Genomic DNA, 20,376 nt, shown 5'->3' with positions numbered 1-20,376 from the left:
TTTTCATGAATTAATGAAATATAATTATGGATAGAAGCTCTGCTGGTATCAGTGGTCAATACGCAAGATCAAATAATGATTACAACCAACCGAATGACCATGCCGCTTCTTCAAGGCACGGACGATACAGACATATCACAGTCAGACAATGGGATCCTCCCCCACCGCACAGCCCCAAGGCGTAATGAATTTTACCAATCTTCCAGCGCATACTCTTCTCACTATCTACTGTGCCGTTCAGTAAATCCTGTTCAAGATTTTAATGCGCTCACCCAACAGGAAATAATGGATGGCCTGGTGAGTAAATCGTACCGTTTCGGTCATCGCTATGATGGGAGAGATCACGGCCTATATGCCAGTTCAATTAAAAAATACACGTCAACTGCTAAAAGACCGTTAAATCGAGCGGAACAAAGCCAGCTGATGCGATTGCTGCACAATTTCACAGCAACGCGGAGCTGGAATTGGCGAAGCCTGACGACAACACTGCATTCATTTACTTCAGCGGGTGTTTTTACCCCGCATAAGCCCATGGATGAGCGTGTTCAGCTCACTCAAGCTGCCTTATTGTCCACTCTGCTTGATGCAATAATATTCAAGTGCAACCAAAAACCTGAAGCCAGGGATATTGATGCCCAGGGTGTCGCCAACCTGCTGTGGGCCATGGCGAAACTGGCAGACAGCGGGCAGGAGCGAACACCAGGGCTCAACGCGGCTGTGGCCGCACTGTTGCCCCACGTGAACGCACAGAAAGACCAATTTATTCCTCAGCATATTGCCAACCTGCTGTGGGCCATGGCGAAACTGGTGGACAACGGGCAGGAGCGGACACCAGAACTCAACAAAGCCGTTGCCACGCTGTTGCTCCTCGTGAACACACAGAAAGCTAACTTTAAACCACAGGGTATCGCCAACCTACTCTGGGCCATGGCGAAACTGGTGGACAACGGTCAGGCTCGGTCACCTGGGCTCAACGAGGCCGTGGCCGCGCTATTGCCCCACGTGAACGCACAGACAGACCAATTTATTCCTCAGCATATCGCCAACCAGCTGTGGGCCATGGCAAAGCTGGTGGATAACGGGCAGGAGCAAACACCAGAAATCAAAGAGGCTGTGGCCACGCTGTTGCCCCGCGTGAACGTACAGAAAGACCAATTTAATGCCCAGGATATCGCCAACCTGCTGTGGGCCATGGCGAAACTGGTAGACAACGGGCAGGAACGGACACGAGAACTCAAAGAGGCTATGGTCGCCCTGCTACCCCACGTGAACATACAGAAAGCTCACTTTAAACCACAGGAAATCGCTAACCTGCTGTGGGCCGTAGCAAAACTGGTGGACAAAGGTCAGGAGCGGACACCAGAGTTCAACGAGGCCGTGGCCGCGCTGTTGCCCCACGTGAACATACAGAAAGCTCACTTTAAACCACAGGAAATCGCCAACCTGCTGTGGGCCGTAGCAAAACTGGTGGACAACGGTCAGGAGCGGACGCCAAAGCTCAACGAGGCCGTGGCCGCGCTGTTGCCCCACGTGAACATACAGAAAGCTCACTTTAAACCACAGGAAATCGCCAACCTGCTGTGGGCCATGGCGAAACTGGTGGACAACGGGCAGGAGCAGACACCAGGGCTCAAAGAAGCCGTAGCCGAGCTGTTGCCCTTGGTGAGCGCACTGAAAGGCCGGTTTAATGCCCAGAGTATCGCCAACCTGCTGTGGGCCATGGCGAAACTGGTGGACAACGGACAGAAGCAGACACCAGGGCTCAACGAGGCCGTGGCCGCGCTGTTGCCCCACGTGAACGCACAGAAAGCTAACTTTAAACCACAGGAAATCGCCAACCTTCTGTGGGCCATGGCGAAACTGGGTGAGTTCGTTGAGCTGAACGTGGTTACATCCACGTTCGAGTCGCTGGTCTACCGAATCAGTGAAAACCATCAGCTCTCTCAGAAAGCCATATTGATATCTCTCTGGGGAGTAATGGTCTGCTGTGCCAGACTGTCTCTGGTCGCCAATGCCAATAAAAATCACGTGCTTGAAAAGCCCATGGATGACCTGTTTACCCGACTGGAAAATACATTACTGCACAATGAAGAGGATCAACACACCATTGCCCAGGCCGCAAGTTGGCTTGGGAGACCGTGTCCGTTCGTCCCCCATTACCAGACAATCGTTTCAAAACTTCAATCCGACTTCCGCAATCAACTCCAATCATGCATTCCATCTTTGAGGATTGAAGAAGAAGAGAGTCTGAATTCATTACCTCCGGTTGACCTGCTACTGCCAGATCATAACCTGGTGATTGAAGTTCAGGGACCGTCTCATTACGTGGGTGGTGATTTCAACACCAGGAATGGTTCGACTCTGCTGAAAATCGCACTGTTGCAAAAAGCAGGATTTGAGGTCATTGAAATTCCGGTTAACAGGCTCTTGAGTCAGGATTTAATGAAGCCATACATTGATCAAATAAAGACAAGGATAGGCTTACCGGCACCAGGGCATGGCTCTGTATCACTTAAAAGAAGGTGGGCAGATGAAGCATACGTTACGGCCCATAAAGGCGGGCAACCCTCAGATCACGGTTACTTAACTGCCGAAGAACATTCAGAGAAGCAAACCGGTAAACCAGGAAAGAGGAAGAAAACAACCAGCCAGTAATCGCCTTCCTACCATCATGACTCAAGAACCGTTGTCACATTCCGGGAAGGAATGGCAGTGTTGAACACCTGATGCCCAAACATCTCGACCCGGATGACTTGAAAATAACGGATTGATGGCATCAGGAGCAGGTGTATTTCGCCAGCCGTTTACGTTTACCAACATTCCAGCAAAATGAACTTCTGAAAAGAACCACAGTCTACTTTTTATATTTTCATGAATTAATGAAATATAATTATGGATAGAAGCTCTGCTGGTATCAGTGGTCAATACGCAAGATCAAATAATGATTACAACCAACCGAATGACCATGCCGCTTCTTCAAGGCGCGGACGATACAGACATATCACAGTCAGACAATGGGATCCTCCCCCCCGCACAGCCCCAAGGCGTAATGAATTTTACCAATCTTCTAGCGCATACTCTTATCAATACCTACTGCTCCGTTCAGTAAATCCTGCTCAAGATTTTAATGCGCTCACCCAACAGGAAATAATGGATGGCCTGGTGAGTAAATCGCACCGTTTCGGTCATCGCTATGATGGGAGAGATCACGGCCTATATGCCAGTACAATTAAAAAATACACGTCAACTGCTAAAAGACCGTTAAATCGAGCGGAACAAAGCCAGCTGATGCGTTCGCTGCAAAATTTCACAGCAACGCGGAGCTGGAATTGGCGAAGTCTTACGACAACACTTCATTCCTTTACTTCAGCGGGTGTTTTTACCCCGTTTAAGCCCATGGATGAGCGTGTTCAGCTCACTCAAGCTGCCTTATTGTCCACTCTGCTTGATGCAATAAGATTCAAGTGCAACCAAAAACCTGAAGCACGGGATATTGATGCCCAGGGTATCGCCAACCAGCTGTGGGCCATGGCGAAACTGGTGGACAACGGGCAGGAGCTGACATCGGGGCTCAACGAGGCCGTGGCCGCACTGTTGCCCCACATCAACGCACAAAAAGACCAATTTATTCCTCAGCATACTGCCAACCTGCTTTGGGCCATGGCGAAGCTGGTGGACAACGGGCAGGAGCTGACACCGGGGCTCAACGAGGCCGTGGCATCACTGTTGTCCCTGGTGAACGCTCAGAAAGACCAATTAATTCCTCAGCAGATCGCCAACCTGCTGTGGGCCGTGGCGAAACTGGTGGACAACGGCCAGAAGCAGACACCAGAGCTTAAAGGGGCCGTGGCCATGCTGTTGCCCCTCGTGAACGCACAGAAAGACCAATTTATTCCTCAGCATATCGCCAACCTGCTGTGGGCCATGGCGAAACTGGTGGACAACGGCCAGCAGCAGACACCAGGGCTTAAAGGGGCCGTGGCCGTGCTGTTGCCCCTCGTGAACGCACAGAAAGACCAATTTATTCCTCAGCATATTGCCAACCTGCTGTGGGCCATGGCGAAACTGGTGGACAACGGGCAGGAGCAGACACCAGAACTCAAAGAAGCCGTGGCCGCGCTGTTGCCCCTCGTGAATGCACAGAAAGCTAACTTTAAACCACAGGGTATCGCCAACCTGGTGTGGGCCATGGCGAAACTGGTCGACAACGGGCAAGAGCAGACACCAGAACTCAAAGAAGTCGTGGTCGCGCTGTTGCCCCTCGTGAATGCCCAGAAAGCTAACTTTAAACCACAGGGTATCGCCAACCTGGTGTGGGCCATGGCGAAACTGGTCGACAACGGGCAGGAGCAGACACCAGATCTCAACGCGGCTGGGTCCGCGCTTTTGTCCCAAGTGAAGCCACAGAAAGCCAACTTTACACCACAGGCTATCGCCAACCTGCTGTGGGCCATGGCGAAACTGGTAGACAACGGGCAAGAGCAGACACCAGAACTCAAAGAAGTCGTGGTCGCGCTGTTGCCCCTCGTGAATGCCCAGAAAGCTAACTTTAAACCACAGGGTATCGCCAACCTGGTGTGGGCCATGGCGAAACTGGTCGACAACGGGCAGGAGCAGACACCCGGGGTCAACGAGGCCGTGGCTGCGCTATTGCCCCACGTGAATGCACAAGAAGACCAATTTAATGCCCAGGGAATCACCAACCTGCTGTGGGCCATGGCGAAACTGGTGGACAACGGGCAGGACCAGACACCAGAGCTCAACGAGGTCGTGGCCGCGCTGTTGCCCCACGTGATCGCACAAGAAGAGCAATTTATTCCCCAGCATATCGCCAACCTGCTGTGGGCCACGGCAAATCTGGGTGAGCTCATTGAGCTGAACGTGTTTACATCCACGTTCAAATCTCTTGTCTGCAGAATCAGTGAAAACCCTCAGTTCTCTCAGCAAGAGATACTGATCTCTCTCTGGGGAGTCATGGTATGCTGTGCCAGGTTGGCTCTGGACTCCAATGCTCATAAAAATAACGTGTTTGAAAAGCACATGGATGACCTGTTAACTCGCCTGGAAAATACATCGCCAGATAATGAAGAGGATCAATCCATCATGATCATGGCCGCAAGTTGGCTTGGCAGAGCCTGTCCGGTCGTTTGCCATTACCAGACAAACAGTTCAAAAACCCAGGTCGACTTCCGTGATCGACTCAAATCATCTATTCCATCTTTGAGGATTGAAGAAGAAAAGAGTCTGAATTCATTACCTCCGGTTGACCTGCTACTGCCAGATCACAACATGGTGATTGAAGTTCAGGGACCGTCTCATTACGTGGGTGGTGATTTCAAAACCAGGAATGGTTCGACTCTGCTGAAAATCGCACTGTTGCAAAAAGCAGGATTTGAGGTCATTGAAATTCCGGTTAACATGCTCTCGAATCAGGATTTAATGAAACCATACATTAATCAAATAAAGACCAGGATAGGCTTCCCGCCACAGGAGCTTGGCTCAGTATCACTTAAAAGAAGGCGGGCAGATGAGGCATACGTTACTGCAGATAAAGGCAGGCAACCCTCAGATCATGGTTACTTAACCGCCGAAGAACATTCAAAAGTGCAAACCGGCAAACCAGGAAAGAGGAAAAAAACAACCAGCCAGTAAGTAGTTATACCAATTCCGCCTTCTAAATATGAGATCGAGCAAGTCATTTTGGACAGCTGGGCAAGGCGGAATGACGAGTAATAGCAGGGCTATTGCGAGGAATTCCAACGAAGATCCAGCTGTCCAAAATGGCTGCGCAGTTCATATTTAGAAGGTGGAATTGGTATTAACCAACATTCCAGCAAAATGAACTTCTGAAAAGAACCACAGTCTGCTTTTTATATTTCCATGAATTAATGAAATATAATTATGGATAGAAGCTCTGCTGGTATCACTGGTCAATACACAAGATCAGGTAATGATAACAACCAACCGAAGGACCATGCCGCCTCTTCAAGGCGTGGGCGATATAGACACGCCCCAGTCAGACAATGGTGCCATCCCCCCCCGCACAGCCCCGGGGCGTAATGAATCTTACTATTCTTCTGCCGCCTGCTCTTTTCAACATCTACAGCGCCGTTCAGTAAACCACACTCTGGATTTTAATAACCTCATCAAACAGGAAATAATGGATGGTCTGGTGACTCAATCTGACCGGATTGGTCATCGCTATGATGGGAAGCATCACGGTCAATATGCCAGCTCAATTAAAAAATACACGTCAGCTGCTAAAAGACCGTTAAATCGAACTGAACAAAGCCACCTGATAGGTTTCCTGCAAAATTTTACCGCAACGCCAAGCTGGAATTGGCGAAGCCTGACGACAACATTTCACTCATTTACTTCAGCTGGTGTTTTTACTCCTAACCCCATGGGTGAGCGTGTCAAGCGTACTCAGGCTGCCTTATTGTCAACGCTGCTTGATGCAATCATATTCAAGTGCAACCAAAAACCTCAAGCCATGAATATTGATCCCCGGGGTGTCGTCAACCTGCTGTGGGCCATGGCGAAACTGGTGGACAACGGGCTGGAGCAGACACCTGAGTTCAACGGGGCCGTGGCCGCGCTATTGCCCCAAGTGAACGCACAAAAAAACTATTTTATTCCTCAGCATATCGTCAACCTGCTGTGGGCCATGGCGAAACTGGCGGACTACGGACAGGAGCAGACACCAGAATTCAACGGGGCCGTGGCCGCGCTATTGCCCCGCGTAAATGTGCAGAAAGCTAATTTTACAGCCCAGGGAATTGCCAACCTGCTGTGGGCAATGGCGAAGCTGGTAGACAACGGACATGAGCAGGCACCAGGTTTCAAGGAAGCCCTGGCCGCGCTTTTACCTTATGTGAACAGACAGAAAGGCCACTTTACTCCTCAGCATATCGCCAACCTGCTGTGGGCCATAGCGAAACTGGTTGGCAACGGGCAGGAGCAGACACCAGCGCTCAACGAGGCCGTGGCCGCGTTGTTACCTCTCGTGACCGCACAAAAAAACCAATTTATTCCTCAGCATATTGCCAACCTGCTGTGGGCCATAGCGAAACTGGTGGATAACGGTCAGGGACGAACACCAGTACTCAACGGAGCCGTGGCCGCGCTATTGCCCCACGTAAATGCACAGAAAGCCAACTTTACCGGTCAGGGTGTAGCTAACCTGCTGTGGGCCATGGCGAAACTGGTCAACGGTCAGAAGTGGGCACCGGGGCTCAAAGAGGCCGTGGCCACGCTGTTGCCCTGCGTCAACGTACAGAAAGCTCACTTTAAACCACAGGAAATCGCTAACCTGCTGTGGGCCATGGGGAAACTGGTGGACAACGGCCAGGAGCGAACACCCGAGTTCAACGAGGCCGTGGTCGCGCTGTTGCCCAGGGTAAAAGCACATAAAGACCGATTTAATGCACAGCCCAGTGCCAACCTGCTGTGGGCCATGGCGAAACTGGTGGAGAACGATCAGCAGTGGACACCGGGGCTCAAAGAGGCAGTGACCGCGCTGTTACCCCACGTGAAGGCACAGAAAGCCTGCTTTAAACCGCAGGAAGTCAGCAACCTGCTGTGGGCCATGGCGAAACTGGTGGACAACGGCCATAAGCTGACAGCCAAACTCAAAGAGGCTGTGGCCGCGCTGTTACCTTTCGTGAACGCACAGAAAGACCAATTTACGCCTCAGCATATCGCCAACCTGCTGTGGGCCATGGTGAAACTGGTGGACAACGGGCAGGAGCAGACACCAGAGTTCAACGCGGCTGTGGCCGCGCTGTTACCTTACGTGAACGCACACAAAGCTAACTTTCAACCACAGGAAATCGCCAACCTGTTTTGGGTCATCGCGAAACTGTCGGACAACAACCAAGAGCGAAAACCCGAGCTCAAAGAGGCCGTGGCCGCGCTGTTGCCCCACGTAAACGCGCAGCAAGCTCACTTTCAACCACAGGAAATCGCCAACCTTCTGTGGGCCGTGGCAAAACTGGGTGAGCTCGTTGAACTGAACGTGGTGACTTCTACGTTCGAATCGCTTGTCTACCGAATCAGTGAAAACCCTCAGCTCTCTCAACAAACCATATTAATGTCTCTATGGGGAGTAATGGCAGGCTGTGCCAGGTTGTCTCTGGCCTCCAATTCCAACAAAAATAACTGTCTTGAAAAACATATCAATGACCTGTTTTCTCGCCTGGAAGATACCTCCCCAGACAATGCAGAGGAACAATCCATCCTTGCCATGGCCACAAGTTGGCTTGGCAGAGCGTGTCCGCTGGTCCCCCATTACCCGACAATCATTTCAAAGCCTCAAACCGTCGTGTGCAATCAGCTGCAATCATGTATTCCCTCTTTGCGGATTGAAGAAGAAAAAAGTCTGAACTCACTGCCTCCGGTTGACCTGCTACTGCCAGATCACAACCTGGTGATTGAAGTTCAGGGTCCCTCTCATTACGTGGGTGGTGATTTCACCACCAGGAATGGTTCTACTCTGCTGAAAATCGCACTGTTGCAAAAAGCAGGATTTGAGGTCATTGAAATTCCGGTTAACAGGCTCTTGAGTCAGGATTTAATGAAGCCATACATTGATCAAATAAAGACCAGGATAGGCTTTCCGCCACCGGGGCATGGCTCTGTATCACTTAAAAGAAGGTGGGCAGATGAGGCATACGTTACTGCTGATAAAGGCAGGCAACCCTCAGATCACGGTTACTTAACAGCAGAAGAACATTCAGAGGAGCAAACCGGTAAACCCGCAAAGAGGAAGAAAACAAACAACCAGTAATTGTCTTCCTCGTATTATGACGCAAGAACCTTTTTCCCATACCGGGAAGGAATACCTGTGTTGAACACCTGTTGCCCATATATCTCGCCCCGGATGATTTGCAAATAACGGATTGATCGCATCAGGAGTAGATGTGTTTCCTCAACCGTTTACGTCTATAGACATTTCATCAAAATGAACTTTTGAACAAAACAGCAGTCTGCCTTTTATATTTTCATTAATTAATGAAATATAATTATGGATAGAAGCTCTGCTGGTATCAGTGATCAATACACAAGATCAAATAATGATTACAACCAACCTGCCACTTCTTCAAGGCGTGTGCGATATAGATATGGCACAGTCGAACAGTGGGATAATCCCCTCCTTACTCCCCCGCGGCACAACGAATTTTACCACTCTTCTGACGCATGCTCTTCTCAAAATCTAATGTTCCGCTCAGTAAACTCTGCTCAAGATTTCAATGCCCTCATTAAACAAGAAGTAATGGATGGTCTGGTGAGTAAATCGGATCATTTCGGTCATCGCTATGATGGGAGAAATCACGGTCAATATGCCAGTTCAATTAAAAAATACACGTCAGCTGCTAAAAGACCGTTAAATCGAGCGGAACAAAGCCAGCTGATGCGTTTACTGCAAAATTTCACAGCAACGCGGAGCTGGAATTGGCGAAGCCTGACGACAACACTTCATTCATTGACTTCAGCGGGTGTTTTTACCCCGCATAAACCCATGGATGAGCGTGTCAATCGTACACAAGCTGCCTTATTATCAACACTACTGGATTCAATAATATTTAACTGCAACCAAAAACCTGAAGCCAGGGATATTGGTGCTCAGGAAATCACTAACCTGCTGTGGGCCATGGCGAAACTGGTGGACAGCGGACAGGAACGGACGCCAGAGCTCAAAGAGGCCGTGGCAGCGCTGTTGCCCCACGTGAAAGCACAGAAAGACCAATTTAAGCCCCAGGGGGTCGCCAACCTGCTGTGGGTCATGGCGAAAATGGTGGATAACGGGCAGGAGCAGACGCCAGAGCTCAACAAGGCTGTGGTTGCGCTGTTGCCCTGCGTGAACGCACAGAAAGCTCACTTTAAACCACAGGAAATCACCAACCTTCTGTGGGCCATGGCAAAACTGGTGGACAACGGACTGGAGCGGACACCAGGGCGCAAAGAGGCCGTGGCCGCGTTGTTGCCCCATGTGAACGCTCACAAAGCTAATTTTACACCACAGGGAATCGCCAACCTGCTATGGGCCATGGCAAAACTGGTGGACAACGGGCAGGAACGGACGCCAGAGCTAATCGATGCAGTGGCCGCGCTGTTGCCCCATGGTCACAGTAGGAATGGCGGTCACCCGCCACCCCCTGCGCAGATCCGTACTTGCACTGCTAGCGCATACGGCTCCTACCTCGAGTATTTAACGTCAAACCGTTGCTCCGGCCATGGATGAAGAACTTTTACTTTGGGCAACACAGTGTTGATGAAGGCACCAAACTTCTTCCAGTTCAGTCTGCTTCTCTGGCTGCGCCGCTTCAAGGCTTTGTACCAAATCTTTTGCACTGCTGTCCTGAAGGCATTGATTCTCAGTCCATTGCCAGGCACCGAAAAGTAGTTCATGTGACCTTGCAGTACACGTCTCAACCACTTCAACTGCTCCGGCACGGGGTCATGCCTGTGTTTCAGGAGATAGTCTTTGATCTTGCTCAATGTCGCTCGCATTCGCTCTTTGCTGGTTCGTCTGACAATGTTGAAGTTTCCACTGCTTCGACTAATACCGCAGATATGAGTAAATCCAAGAAACGTAAACGTCTCCGGCTTTCCCTGCTCCCTTTTCTTCAAGTCAACTTTGGCAAAGCGACCAAAGCGTATCAATCGGGTTTTATCCTCATGCAAGGACAAACCAAACTGCCCAAGTCTTTTACCAAGCTCACTCAGGAAGACCTTTGCATCATGCTCACGCTGAAAGCCCAGCACACTGTCATCCGCAAAGCGAACCACAATCATTCGTCCAGAGGCTTCCCGCTTTCGCCATTGGTCAACCCAAAGGTCAAACACGTAGTGCAAATAAATATTTGATAATAGCGGCGATATCACCGATCCCTGTGGCATCCCTCTTACGCTTCGAACACGACGACCATCCCCGTCGTAGTGCCCTACTTGTATCCACTGTCTTATCAAGCGGATAATGCGCTTGTCCCTCACCCGATGCTCTAAAAACATGATCAGCCACTCATGTTCGACCTGTTCGAAGAATTTCCGAATATCCAGATCCAGCACCCAGTTCACCGGATTACGTTTGATTCCCACCGTCAGAGCATCCAATGCATCATGTTGGCTTTTCAAAGGTCGGTAACCGTAAGAAAAACCACGGAAATCATTCTCGTAAATCCCCTCCAATACCTTGACTACTGCCTGCTGGACTATCTTATCTTCCAGACAGAATACACTGATCGGACGCTCACCACCGTCAGCCTTCGGAATCATTATCCTTCTGGCCGCTCGGGGGCGATAGCTTCCTTTATGTAATCGTTCGTGCAAGGATGCCAGCCGGTTATCCAAATCCCGCTGATAGGTTTGCCATGTAACACCATCTACCCCCGCTGCCGACCTCCGTTTCAATTGAAAGAAACAGTCTTTCAACAGATAAGGTGTAATATGGTGAAACAAGGCCGTGAACTGTAAACGACGATCCTTTGCCGCAGCCTGACGTATACCCAACAGATTGGACATAGTGCTATTCCCGCGCTGAGTCGGGTCACGGACATCCTGTTGGATATTCCTCTTGGTCAAACCCCTTTCCTCCACAACCTCCGCCACAGATCTCTCTGCTTTGTTCGGCGCTTCTCAGGTACTATGGGCTTGTCCGACTTCCTGCCGACGACAATAGGCGTATGGCTATTAACCTTCCCTACTGCGTCTCCTATGGCTAAACAGGAGAAACCAGCAGGATCTCCCGAGTTCCGCACAAGATGCGTACCTGCATGCACAAGGTCTCCGACTGCGCGAGGCCCACAGGTCACTTGCGGTGTAGTGCAACCTGCAATATTGCTTTCTGCATCGCTTAACAACATCAGCACCTCGGATTATTGGATTTCGCAGCTCAATACTTAGCCTACAGGCTCCCCTGTCAACGCTTCACCGGATACCTTACGATATACGGCGCATGACTCGAGGCTGGGGCGACCCGCCAGTCTTACCCCACAGGGACTTTCACCCTTAACATCTTGCCGATTTATCTCGGCACACTAAACGTACAAAAAGCTCATTTTAAACCCCAGGAAATCGCCAGCCTGCTGTGGGCCATGGCGAAACTGGTGGACATTGGCCAGCAGCACACACCAGGGTTCAACGAGCCCGTGGCCGCGCTGTTGCCCTACGTGAATGCACAAAAAAACCAATTTAACCCTCAGCATATCGTCAACCTGCTGTGGGCCATGGCGAAATTGGTGGACAACGGCCAGCAGCAGAAACCAGCGTTCAACGAGGCCGTAGTTGCGCTGTTGCCCCAGGTAAAAGCACATAAAGACCGGTTTAATACCCAGAGTATTGCCAACCTGCTGTGTGCCATGGCGAAATTGGTGGACAACGGCCAGCGGCAGACACCAGGGCTCAAAGAGGCTGTGGCCGTGCTGTTGACCAACGTGAACGCACAGAATGACCAATTTAATGTCCAGAGTGTCGCCAAGCTGCTGTGGGCCATGGCGAAACTGGTGGACAACGGGCAGGAGCAGACACCAGAGCTCAAAGTGGCCGTGGCCGCGCTGTTGCCCCAAGTAAAAGTACATAAAGACCGGTTTAATGCCCAGGGTATTGCCAACCTGCTGTGGGCCATGGCGAAACTGGTGGACAACGGGCAGGAGCAAACACCAGAACTCAAAGAGGCCGTGGCCGCGCTGTTGCCCCACGTGAACGCACAAAAAGACCAATTTATTCCTCAGGGTATCGCCAACCTGCTGTGGGCCATGGCGAAACTGGTGGACAAAGTGCAGGAGCCGACACCAGGGCTCAAAGAGGCTGTGGCCGCGCTGTTGCCCCACGTGAACGCACAGAAAGACCAATTTAATGCCCTGGCTATTGCCAACCTGCTGTGTGCCATGGCGAAACTGGTGGACAACGGGCAACAGCAAACACCAGGGCTCAACGAGACCGTGGCCGCGCTGCTGCCCCTCGTGAACGCACAGAAAGCAAACTTTAAACCACGGGGTATCGCCAACCTGCTGTGGGCCATGGCGAAATTGGTGGACAACGGGCAAAAGCAAACACCAGGGCTCAACGAGACCGTGGCCGCGCTGCTGCCCCTCGTGAACGCAAAGAAAGACCAATTTAAAGCCCAGGGAATCACCAACCTGCTGTGGGCCATGGCGAAACTGGTGGACAACGGGCTGGAGCAAACACCAGAGCGCAAAGAGGCCGTGGCCTCACTATTGCCTTACGTGAACGCAGCGAAAGCTAACTTTAAACCACAAGAAATCGCCAACCTGCTGTGGGCCATGGCAAAACTGGTGGCCAACGGGCAGGAGCGAACACCAGAGTTTAACGAGGCCGTGGCCGCGCTGTTGTCACACGTGAACACACAAAAAGACCAATTTATTCCTCAGCATATCACCAACCTGCTATGGGCCATGGCGAAACTGGGTGAACTCCTTGAGCTGAACGTGGTTATCTCTGCGTTTGAATCGCTTGTCTACCGAATCAGTGAAAATCCTCAGCTCTCTCAGCAGGTCATATCAATGTCTCTATGGGGGGGTAATGGTATGCTGTGCCAGATTGTCTCTGGTCTCTGATGCCAATAACAATAACGTGCTTGAAAAGCACATGGATGACCTGTTTACTCGTCTGGAAAATACATTCCCAGACAATGAAGAGGAACAATCCGTTATTGCCATGGCCGCAAGTTGGCTTGGGAGATCGTGTCCGTTCGTCCCCCATTACCAGACCACCATGTCAAAACGTCAATCCGACTTTCGCGATCAACTCCGGTCATGCTTTCCCTCTTTGAGGATTGAAGAAGAAAAGAGTCTGAACTCATTGCCTCCGGTTGACCTGCTACTGCCAGATTACAATATGGTGATTGAAGTTCAGGGACCGTCTCATTACGTGGGTGGTGATTTCAACACCAGGAATGGTTCGACTCTGCTGAAAATCGCACTGTGGCAAAAAGCAGGATTTGAGGTCATTGAAGTTCCGGTTAACAGGCTTTGGAGTCAGGATTTAATGAAACCATACATTGATCAAATAAAGAGCAGGACAGGCTTATCGCCACGGGGGCATGGCTCCGTACCACTTAAAAGAAGGTGGGCAGATGATTCATACGTTAATGCTGATAAAGGCAGGCAACCCTCAGATCATTTTTACTTAACTGCTGAAGAACATTCAAAAGAGCAAACCGGCAAACCAGCAAAACGGAGAAAACAACCAGCCAGTAATCGCCTTCCTCCCATCATGACTCAAGAACCGTTTTCACATTCCGGGAAGGAATGTCAGTGTTCAACACCTGTTGCCCATACATCTTGCCCCGGATGATTTGAAAATAATGGATTAGGAGCATCATGAGTAGATGTATTTCCCCCAACTGTTTACGTTTATAAACGTTTCAACAAAATGAACTTCTGAACAAAACAGCAGTCTGCTTTTTATATTTTCATGAATTAATGAAATGTAACTATGGATAGAAGCTATGCTGGTATCAGTGGTCAATGCACAAGATCAAATAATGATTACAACCAACCGAATGACCATGCCGATTCTTCAAGGCGTGTGCAATATAGACATGGCACAGTCAGACAGTGGGATAATACCCTACGCACTACCCCGGGGCGTAATAAATTTTACCGTTCTTCTGACGCATGCCCCTCTCAACATTTACAGCACCGTTCCGTAAACTTTGCTCAGGATTTTAATACGCTCATCAAGCAGGAAATAATGGATGATCTGGTGAGTAAATCTTATCGTTTCGGTCATCGCTATGATGGGAGGCATCACGGTCGATATGCCAGTTCAATTAAAAAATACACGTCAGCTTCTAAAAGACCATTAAATCAAGCCGAACAAAGCCAGCTGATACGTTTACTGCAAAATTTTTCCGTAACACGGAGCTGGAATTGGCTAAGCCTGACGACAACACTTCATTCATTGACTTCAGCAGGTGTTTTTACCCCTCATAAACCCATGGATGAGCGTGTAAAGCTTACTCAAGCTAACTTATTGTCAACGCTACTGGATGCAATAATATTTAACTGCAACCAAAAACCTGAAGCCAGGGATATTGATGCCCGGGGAATCGCCAACCTGCTGTGGGCCATGGCGAAACTGGTTGACAACGGGAAAAATCGGACTCCAGAGCTCAACGAGGCCGTGGCTGCGCTGTTGCCCCACGTGCACGAACAGAAAGACCAACTTAATGCCCAGGGAATCACCAACCTGTTATGGGCCATGGCGAAACTGGTGGACAACGGGCAGGAGTTGACACCAGAGTTCAACGGGGCTGTGGTCGCTCTGCTAGCCCACGTGCACGCACAGAAAGCTAATTTTAACCCACAGGAAATCGCCAACCTGCTGTGGGCCATGGCAAAACTGGTGGACAACGGGCAGGAGCCGACACCAGAGCTCAAAGAGGCCGTAGCTGCGCTGTTGCCCCATGTGAACGCACAGAAGGACCAATTTGATGCCCAGGGTATCGCCAACCTGCTGTGGGCCATGGCGAAACTGGTGGACAACGGGCACGAGCAGACACCAGAACTCAACGAGACCGTGGCCGCACTGTTGCCCCACGTGAACGCACAGAAAGACCAATTTAATCATCAACATATTGCCAACCTGCTGTGGGCCATGGCAAAACTGGTGGACAACGGGCAGGAGCCGACACCAGGGCTCAAAGAGGCCGTGGCCGCGCTGTTGCCCCATGTAAACGCACAGAAAGCCAACTTTAAACCACAGGAAATCGCCAACCTGCTGTGGGCCATGGCAAAACTGGTGGACAACGGACAGAAGTGGTCACCAGGGCTCAACGATGTCGTGGCCGCGCTGTTGCCCCACGTGAACGCACAGAAAGGCCAATTTAATGCCCAGGCTATTGCCAACCTGCTGTGGGCCATGGCGAAACTGTTGGACCACGGGCAGGAGCAGACACCAGAGCTCAAAGAGGCCCTGACCACGCTGTTGTCCCTCGTGAACGCACAGAAAGGCCAATTTAATGCCCAGGCTATTGCCAACCTGCTGTGGGCCATGGCGAAACTGGGTGAGCTCGTTGAGTTGAACGTGGTGACATCCACGTTCGAGTCGCTGGTCTACCGAATCAGTGAAAACCCTCAGCTCTCTCAGAAAACCATATTGATGTCTCTCTGGGGAGTAGTGGTCTGCTGTGCCAGGCTGTCCCTGGTCTCCACTGCCAATAAAAATCACATGCTTGAAAAGCACATGGATGACCTGTTTACTCGTCTGGAAAATACATTCCTGCACAATGAAGAGAATCAACGCACCATTGCCCAGGCCGCAAGTTGGCTTGGCAGAGCGTGTCCGGTCGTCCCCCATTACCACACAAACATTTCAAACACGCAGGTCGACTTTCGCGATCAACTCAAATCTTCTATTCCATCTTTGAGGATTGAAGAAGAAAAGAGTCTGATCTCATTACCTCCGGTTGACCTGCTACTGCCAGATTACAATATGGTGATTGAAGTTCAGGGACCGTCTCATTACGTGGGTGGTGATTTCAACACCAGGAATGGTTCAACTCTGCTGAAAATCGCACTGTTGCAAAAAGCAGGATTTGAGGTCATTGAAGTTCCGGTTAACAGGCTTTGGAGTCAGGATTTAATGAAACCATACATTGATCAAATAAAGAGCAGGACAGGCTTCCCGCCACGGGGGCATGGCTCCGTACCACTTAAAAGAAGGTGGGCACATGAAGCATACGTTACGGCTGATAAAGGCGGACAACCCTCAGATCACGGTTGCTTGACTGCCGAAGAACATTCAGAGGAGCAGGCCGGCAAACCAGCCAAGAGGAAGAAAACAAACAACCAGTAATTACCTTCCTCGTATCATGACGCAAGAACCTTTTTCCCATAACGGGAAAGAATGACAGTGTTGAACACCTGTTGCCCATACATCTCGCCCCGGATGATTTGCAAATAACGGATTGATGGCATCAGGAGTAGATGTGTTTCCCCGTTTACATTTATATACATTTCAGCAAAGTGAACTTCTGAACAAAACAGCAGTCTGCTTTTTATATTCTCATGAATTAATGAAATATAATTATGAACAGCAGCTCTACTGGTATCAGTGGTCAATACCCAAGATCAGATAATGATTATAACCAACCGAATAACCATGCTGCTTCTTCAGGGCGCGGACGATATAGACATACCACAGTCAGACAATGGGATAATCCCCCCCGCACTGCCCCGGGGCGTAATGAATTTTACCATTCTTCAGCTGCACGTTCTTCTCAATATTTACTGTGCCGTTCAATAAACAATGCTCGAGATTTTAATGCTCTCATCAAACAGGAGATAATGGATGGTCTGGTGAGTAAATCGGAACGTTTCGGTCATCGCTATGATGGGAAAGATCACGGTCTATATGCCAGTTCAATTAAAAAATACACGTCAGCTGCTAAAAGACCGTTAAATCGAGCGGAACAAAGCCAGCTAATGCGTTTGCTGCAAAATTTCACAGCAACGCGGAGCTGGAATTGGCGAAGCCTGACGACAACACTGCACTCATTTACTTCAGCGGGTGTTTTTACCCCTCATAGACCCTTGGATGAGCGTGTTAAGCATACTCAAACTGCCTTATTGTCAACACTGCTTGATGCAATAATATTCAAGTGCCACCAAAAACCTGAAGCCAGCTATATTGGTGCCCAGGGTGTCGCCAACCTGCTGTGGGCCATGGCGAAACTGATAGACAGCGGGCAGGAGCGAAAACCAGGGCTCAACGAGGCTGTCGCCGCACTGTTGCCCCACATGCACGCACAAAAAGACCAATTTATTCCTCAGCATATTGCCAACCTGCTGTGGGCCATGGCGAAACTGGTGGACAACGGGCAGGAGCGGACCCCGGGGCTCAATGAGGCCGTGGCCGCGCTGTTGTCCCAGGTAAACGCACATAAAGACCGATTTAATGCACAGGGTATTACCAACCTGCTGTGGGCCATGGCGAAATTGGTGGACAACGGCCAGCAGCTGACACCAGGGCCCAACAAGGCCCTGGCCTCGCTGTTGCCCCACGTGAACGCACAGAAAGACCAATTTAATGCCCAGGGTGTCACCAACCTGCTGTGGGCCATGGCAAAACTGGTGGATAACGGGCAGGAGCAGACGCTAGAGCTCAACGAGGCTGTGGTTGCGCTGTTGCCCTGCGTGAACGCACAGAAAGCTCACTTTAACCCACAGGAAATCACCAACCTGCTGTGGGCCATGGCGAAACTGGTGGACAACGGGCAGGACCGAACACCCGGGCTCAACAAGACCGTGGCCGTGCTGTTACCCCAAGTGAACGCACAGAAAAACCAATTTAATGCCCAGGGTATCGCCAACCTGCTGTGGGCCATGGCGAAACTGGTGGACAACGGGCAGGAACAAACACCAGAGTTCAAAGAGGCTCTGGCCGCGCTGTTGCCCCTCGTGATTGCACAGAAGGCTAATTTTAAACCACGGGAAATCGCCAACCTGCTGTGGGCCATGGCGAAACTGGTGGATAACGGGCAGGAGCAGACGCCAGAGCTGAACGAAGCTGTGGTTGCGCTGTTGCCCTGCGTGAACGCACAGAAAGCTCACTTTAAACCACAGGAAATCACCAATCTGCTATGGGCCATGGCGAAACTGGTGGACAACGGGCAGGAACGGACGCCAGAGCTCAATGATGTAGTGGCTGCCCTGTTGCCCCATGTAAACGCACAAAAAGCTCATTTTAAACCCCAGGAAATCGCCAACCTGCTGTGGGCCATGGCGAAACTGATGGATAACGGGCAAAAGCAGACGCCAGAGCTCAACGAGGCTGTGGTTGCGCTGTTGCCCTGCGTGAACGCACAGAAAGCTCACTTTAAACCACAGGAAATCACCAGCCTGCTGTGGGCCATGGCGAAACTGGTGGACAGCGGACAGGAGCAAACACCGGGGCTCAACAGGGCCGAGGCCGCACTGTTGCCCCACGTGAGCGCACAGAAAGCTAACTTTACAGCACAGGGTATCGCCAACCTGCTGTGGGCCATGGCGAAGCTGGTGGACAACGGGCAAAAGCGAACACCAGAGTTCAACGAGGCGATGGCTGCGCTGTTGCCTCACGTGAGCGCACAGAAAGCAAACTTTAAACCACAGGGTATCGCCAACCTGCTGTGGGCCATGGCGAAACTGGTGGACAACGGGCAGGAGCGCACCCCAGAGTTCCAGGAGGCCGTGGCCGCGCTGTTGCCCCTCGTGAACGCACAGAAAGACCAATTTATTCCTCTGCATATCGCCAACCTGCTGTGGGCCATCGCGAAACTGGTGGACAACGGGGAGTGGATACCAGAGCTCAACGAGGCCGCGACCGCGCTGTTGCCACACGTCAACACAGAGAAAGCTAACTTTAAACCACAAGAAATCGCCAACCTGCTGTGGGCCATGGCGAAACTGGTGGACAACGGGCAGGAGCAGACACCGGGACTCAAACAGACTGTGGCCGCACTGTTGCTCCTCGTGAACACACAGAAAACCAACTTTAAACCACAGGAAATCGCCAATCTGCTGTGGGCCTCTGCGAAACTGGGTGAGTTCGTTGAGCTGAACGTGGTTACCTCTATGTTTGAATCGCTTGTTTACCGAATCAGTGAAAACCCTCAGCTCTCACAGCAAGACCTATTGATTTCTCTCTGGGGAGTGATGGTTTGCTGTGCCAGATTGTCTCTGGTTTCCATTAACAATAACTGGCTTGAAAAGCAAATGGATGCCCTGTTTACTCGTCTGGAAAATACATCCTCAGACAATGAAGAGAATCAACGCATCATTGCCATGGCCGCAAGTTGGCTTGGGAGAGCGTGCCCGGTCGTCCCCCATTACCAGACTATCAGGTCAAAACGTCAATCCGACTTTCGCGATCAACTCCAGTCACGCTTTCCCTCCTTGAGGATTGAAGAAGAAAAGAGTCTGAACTCATTGCCTCCGGTTGACCTGCTTCTACCAGATCACAACATGGTGATTGAAGTTCAGGGACCGTCTCATTACGTGGGTGGTGATTTCAACACCAGGAATGGTTCAACTCTGCTGAAAATCGCACTGTTGCAAAAAGCAGGATTTGAGGTCATTGAAGTTCCGGTTAACAGGCTTTGGAGTCAGGATTTAATGAAACCATACATTGATCAAATAAAGACCAGGATAGGTTTCCCGCCACAGGGTCATGGCTCTGTATCACTTAAAAGAAGGTGGGCAGATGCTGCATACGTTACTGCTGATAACGGCAGGCAACCCTCAGATCATGGATACTTAACCGCCGAAAAGCATTCAAAAGAGCCAACCGGCAGACCAGGAAAGAGGAAGAAAACAAACAGCCAGTAATCGCCTTCCTCCCATCATGACTCAAGAACCTTTTTCACATTCC

10 protein-coding genes are annotated in these 20,376 nt (G+C 50.6%); 9 read left to right on the top strand and 1 reads right to left on the bottom strand.

Annotated elements, in window-relative coordinates; all coding sequences use genetic code 11:
* The first annotated feature begins 26 nt into the window (after positions 1 to 26).
* From O3276_RS02830 to O3276_RS02810, 5 genes are all read left to right on the top strand, one after another.
* Positions 27 to 185: a hypothetical protein gene (locus O3276_RS02830; RefSeq protein ID WP_269674276.1), complete on the top strand. Its 159-nt coding sequence runs from the start codon at positions 27 to 29 to the stop codon at positions 183 to 185.
* Between the two features lie 112 nt (positions 186 to 297).
* Complete coding sequence (locus O3276_RS02825) at positions 298 to 2,655, top strand: RAP domain-containing protein (RefSeq protein WP_269674275.1); 2,358 nt, start codon at positions 298 to 300, stop codon at positions 2,653 to 2,655.
* 237 nt (positions 2,656 to 2,892) lie between these two features.
* Positions 2,893 to 5,652 (top strand): RAP domain-containing protein, encoded by a 2,760-nt coding sequence (locus O3276_RS02820; RefSeq protein WP_269674274.1) that lies wholly within the window; start codon positions 2,893 to 2,895, stop codon positions 5,650 to 5,652.
* 322 nt (positions 5,653 to 5,974) lie between these two features.
* Positions 5,975 to 8,788, top strand: coding sequence for an RAP domain-containing protein (locus O3276_RS02815; RefSeq protein ID WP_269674273.1), 2,814 nt, complete (start codon positions 5,975 to 5,977; stop codon positions 8,786 to 8,788).
* A gap of 237 nt (positions 8,789 to 9,025) precedes the next feature.
* A complete protein-coding gene (locus O3276_RS02810) occupies positions 9,026 to 10,243 on the top strand; it encodes a DUF1601 domain-containing protein (RefSeq protein ID WP_269674272.1) in 1,218 nt (405 codons plus the stop codon).
* Here the strand turns inward: O3276_RS02810 and ltrA are convergent.
* A complete protein-coding gene (gene ltrA / locus O3276_RS02805) occupies positions 10,198 to 11,583 on the bottom strand; it encodes a group II intron reverse transcriptase/maturase (RefSeq protein WP_269673230.1) in 1,386 nt (461 codons plus the stop codon). The two genes, O3276_RS02810 and ltrA, sit on opposite strands and share 46 nt — an antisense overlap.
* A gap of 434 nt (positions 11,584 to 12,017) precedes the next feature.
* On the opposite strand from ltrA, the gene O3276_RS02800 reads away from it, so the two are divergent.
* From O3276_RS02800 to O3276_RS02785, 4 genes are all read left to right on the top strand, one after another.
* Positions 12,018 to 13,577, top strand: coding sequence for a DUF1601 domain-containing protein (locus O3276_RS02800; protein WP_269674271.1), 1,560 nt, complete (start codon positions 12,018 to 12,020; stop codon positions 13,575 to 13,577).
* Complete coding sequence (locus O3276_RS02795) at positions 13,561 to 14,316, top strand: RAP domain-containing protein (RefSeq protein ID WP_269674270.1); 756 nt, start codon at positions 13,561 to 13,563, stop codon at positions 14,314 to 14,316. Before O3276_RS02800 ends, O3276_RS02795 begins: the two co-directional genes overlap by 17 nt.
* 141 nt (positions 14,317 to 14,457) lie before the next feature.
* A complete protein-coding gene (locus O3276_RS02790; protein WP_269674269.1) occupies positions 14,458 to 16,821 on the top strand; it encodes a DUF1601 domain-containing protein in 2,364 nt (787 codons plus the stop codon).
* Positions 16,822 to 17,054: 233 nt separating this feature from the next.
* Positions 17,055 to 20,333: a DUF1601 domain-containing protein gene (locus tag O3276_RS02785; protein ID WP_269674268.1), complete on the top strand. Its 3,279-nt coding sequence runs from the start codon at positions 17,055 to 17,057 to the stop codon at positions 20,331 to 20,333.
* Positions 20,334 to 20,376: the final 43 nt, after the last annotated feature.

Source organism: Endozoicomonas sp. GU-1, from assembly GCF_027366395.1.
Classification (GTDB): Bacteria; Pseudomonadota; Gammaproteobacteria; order Pseudomonadales; family Endozoicomonadaceae; genus Endozoicomonas.
The sequence above is the reverse complement of the archived record's forward strand: the minus strand, read 5'-3'. Positions and strand labels throughout refer to the sequence as shown.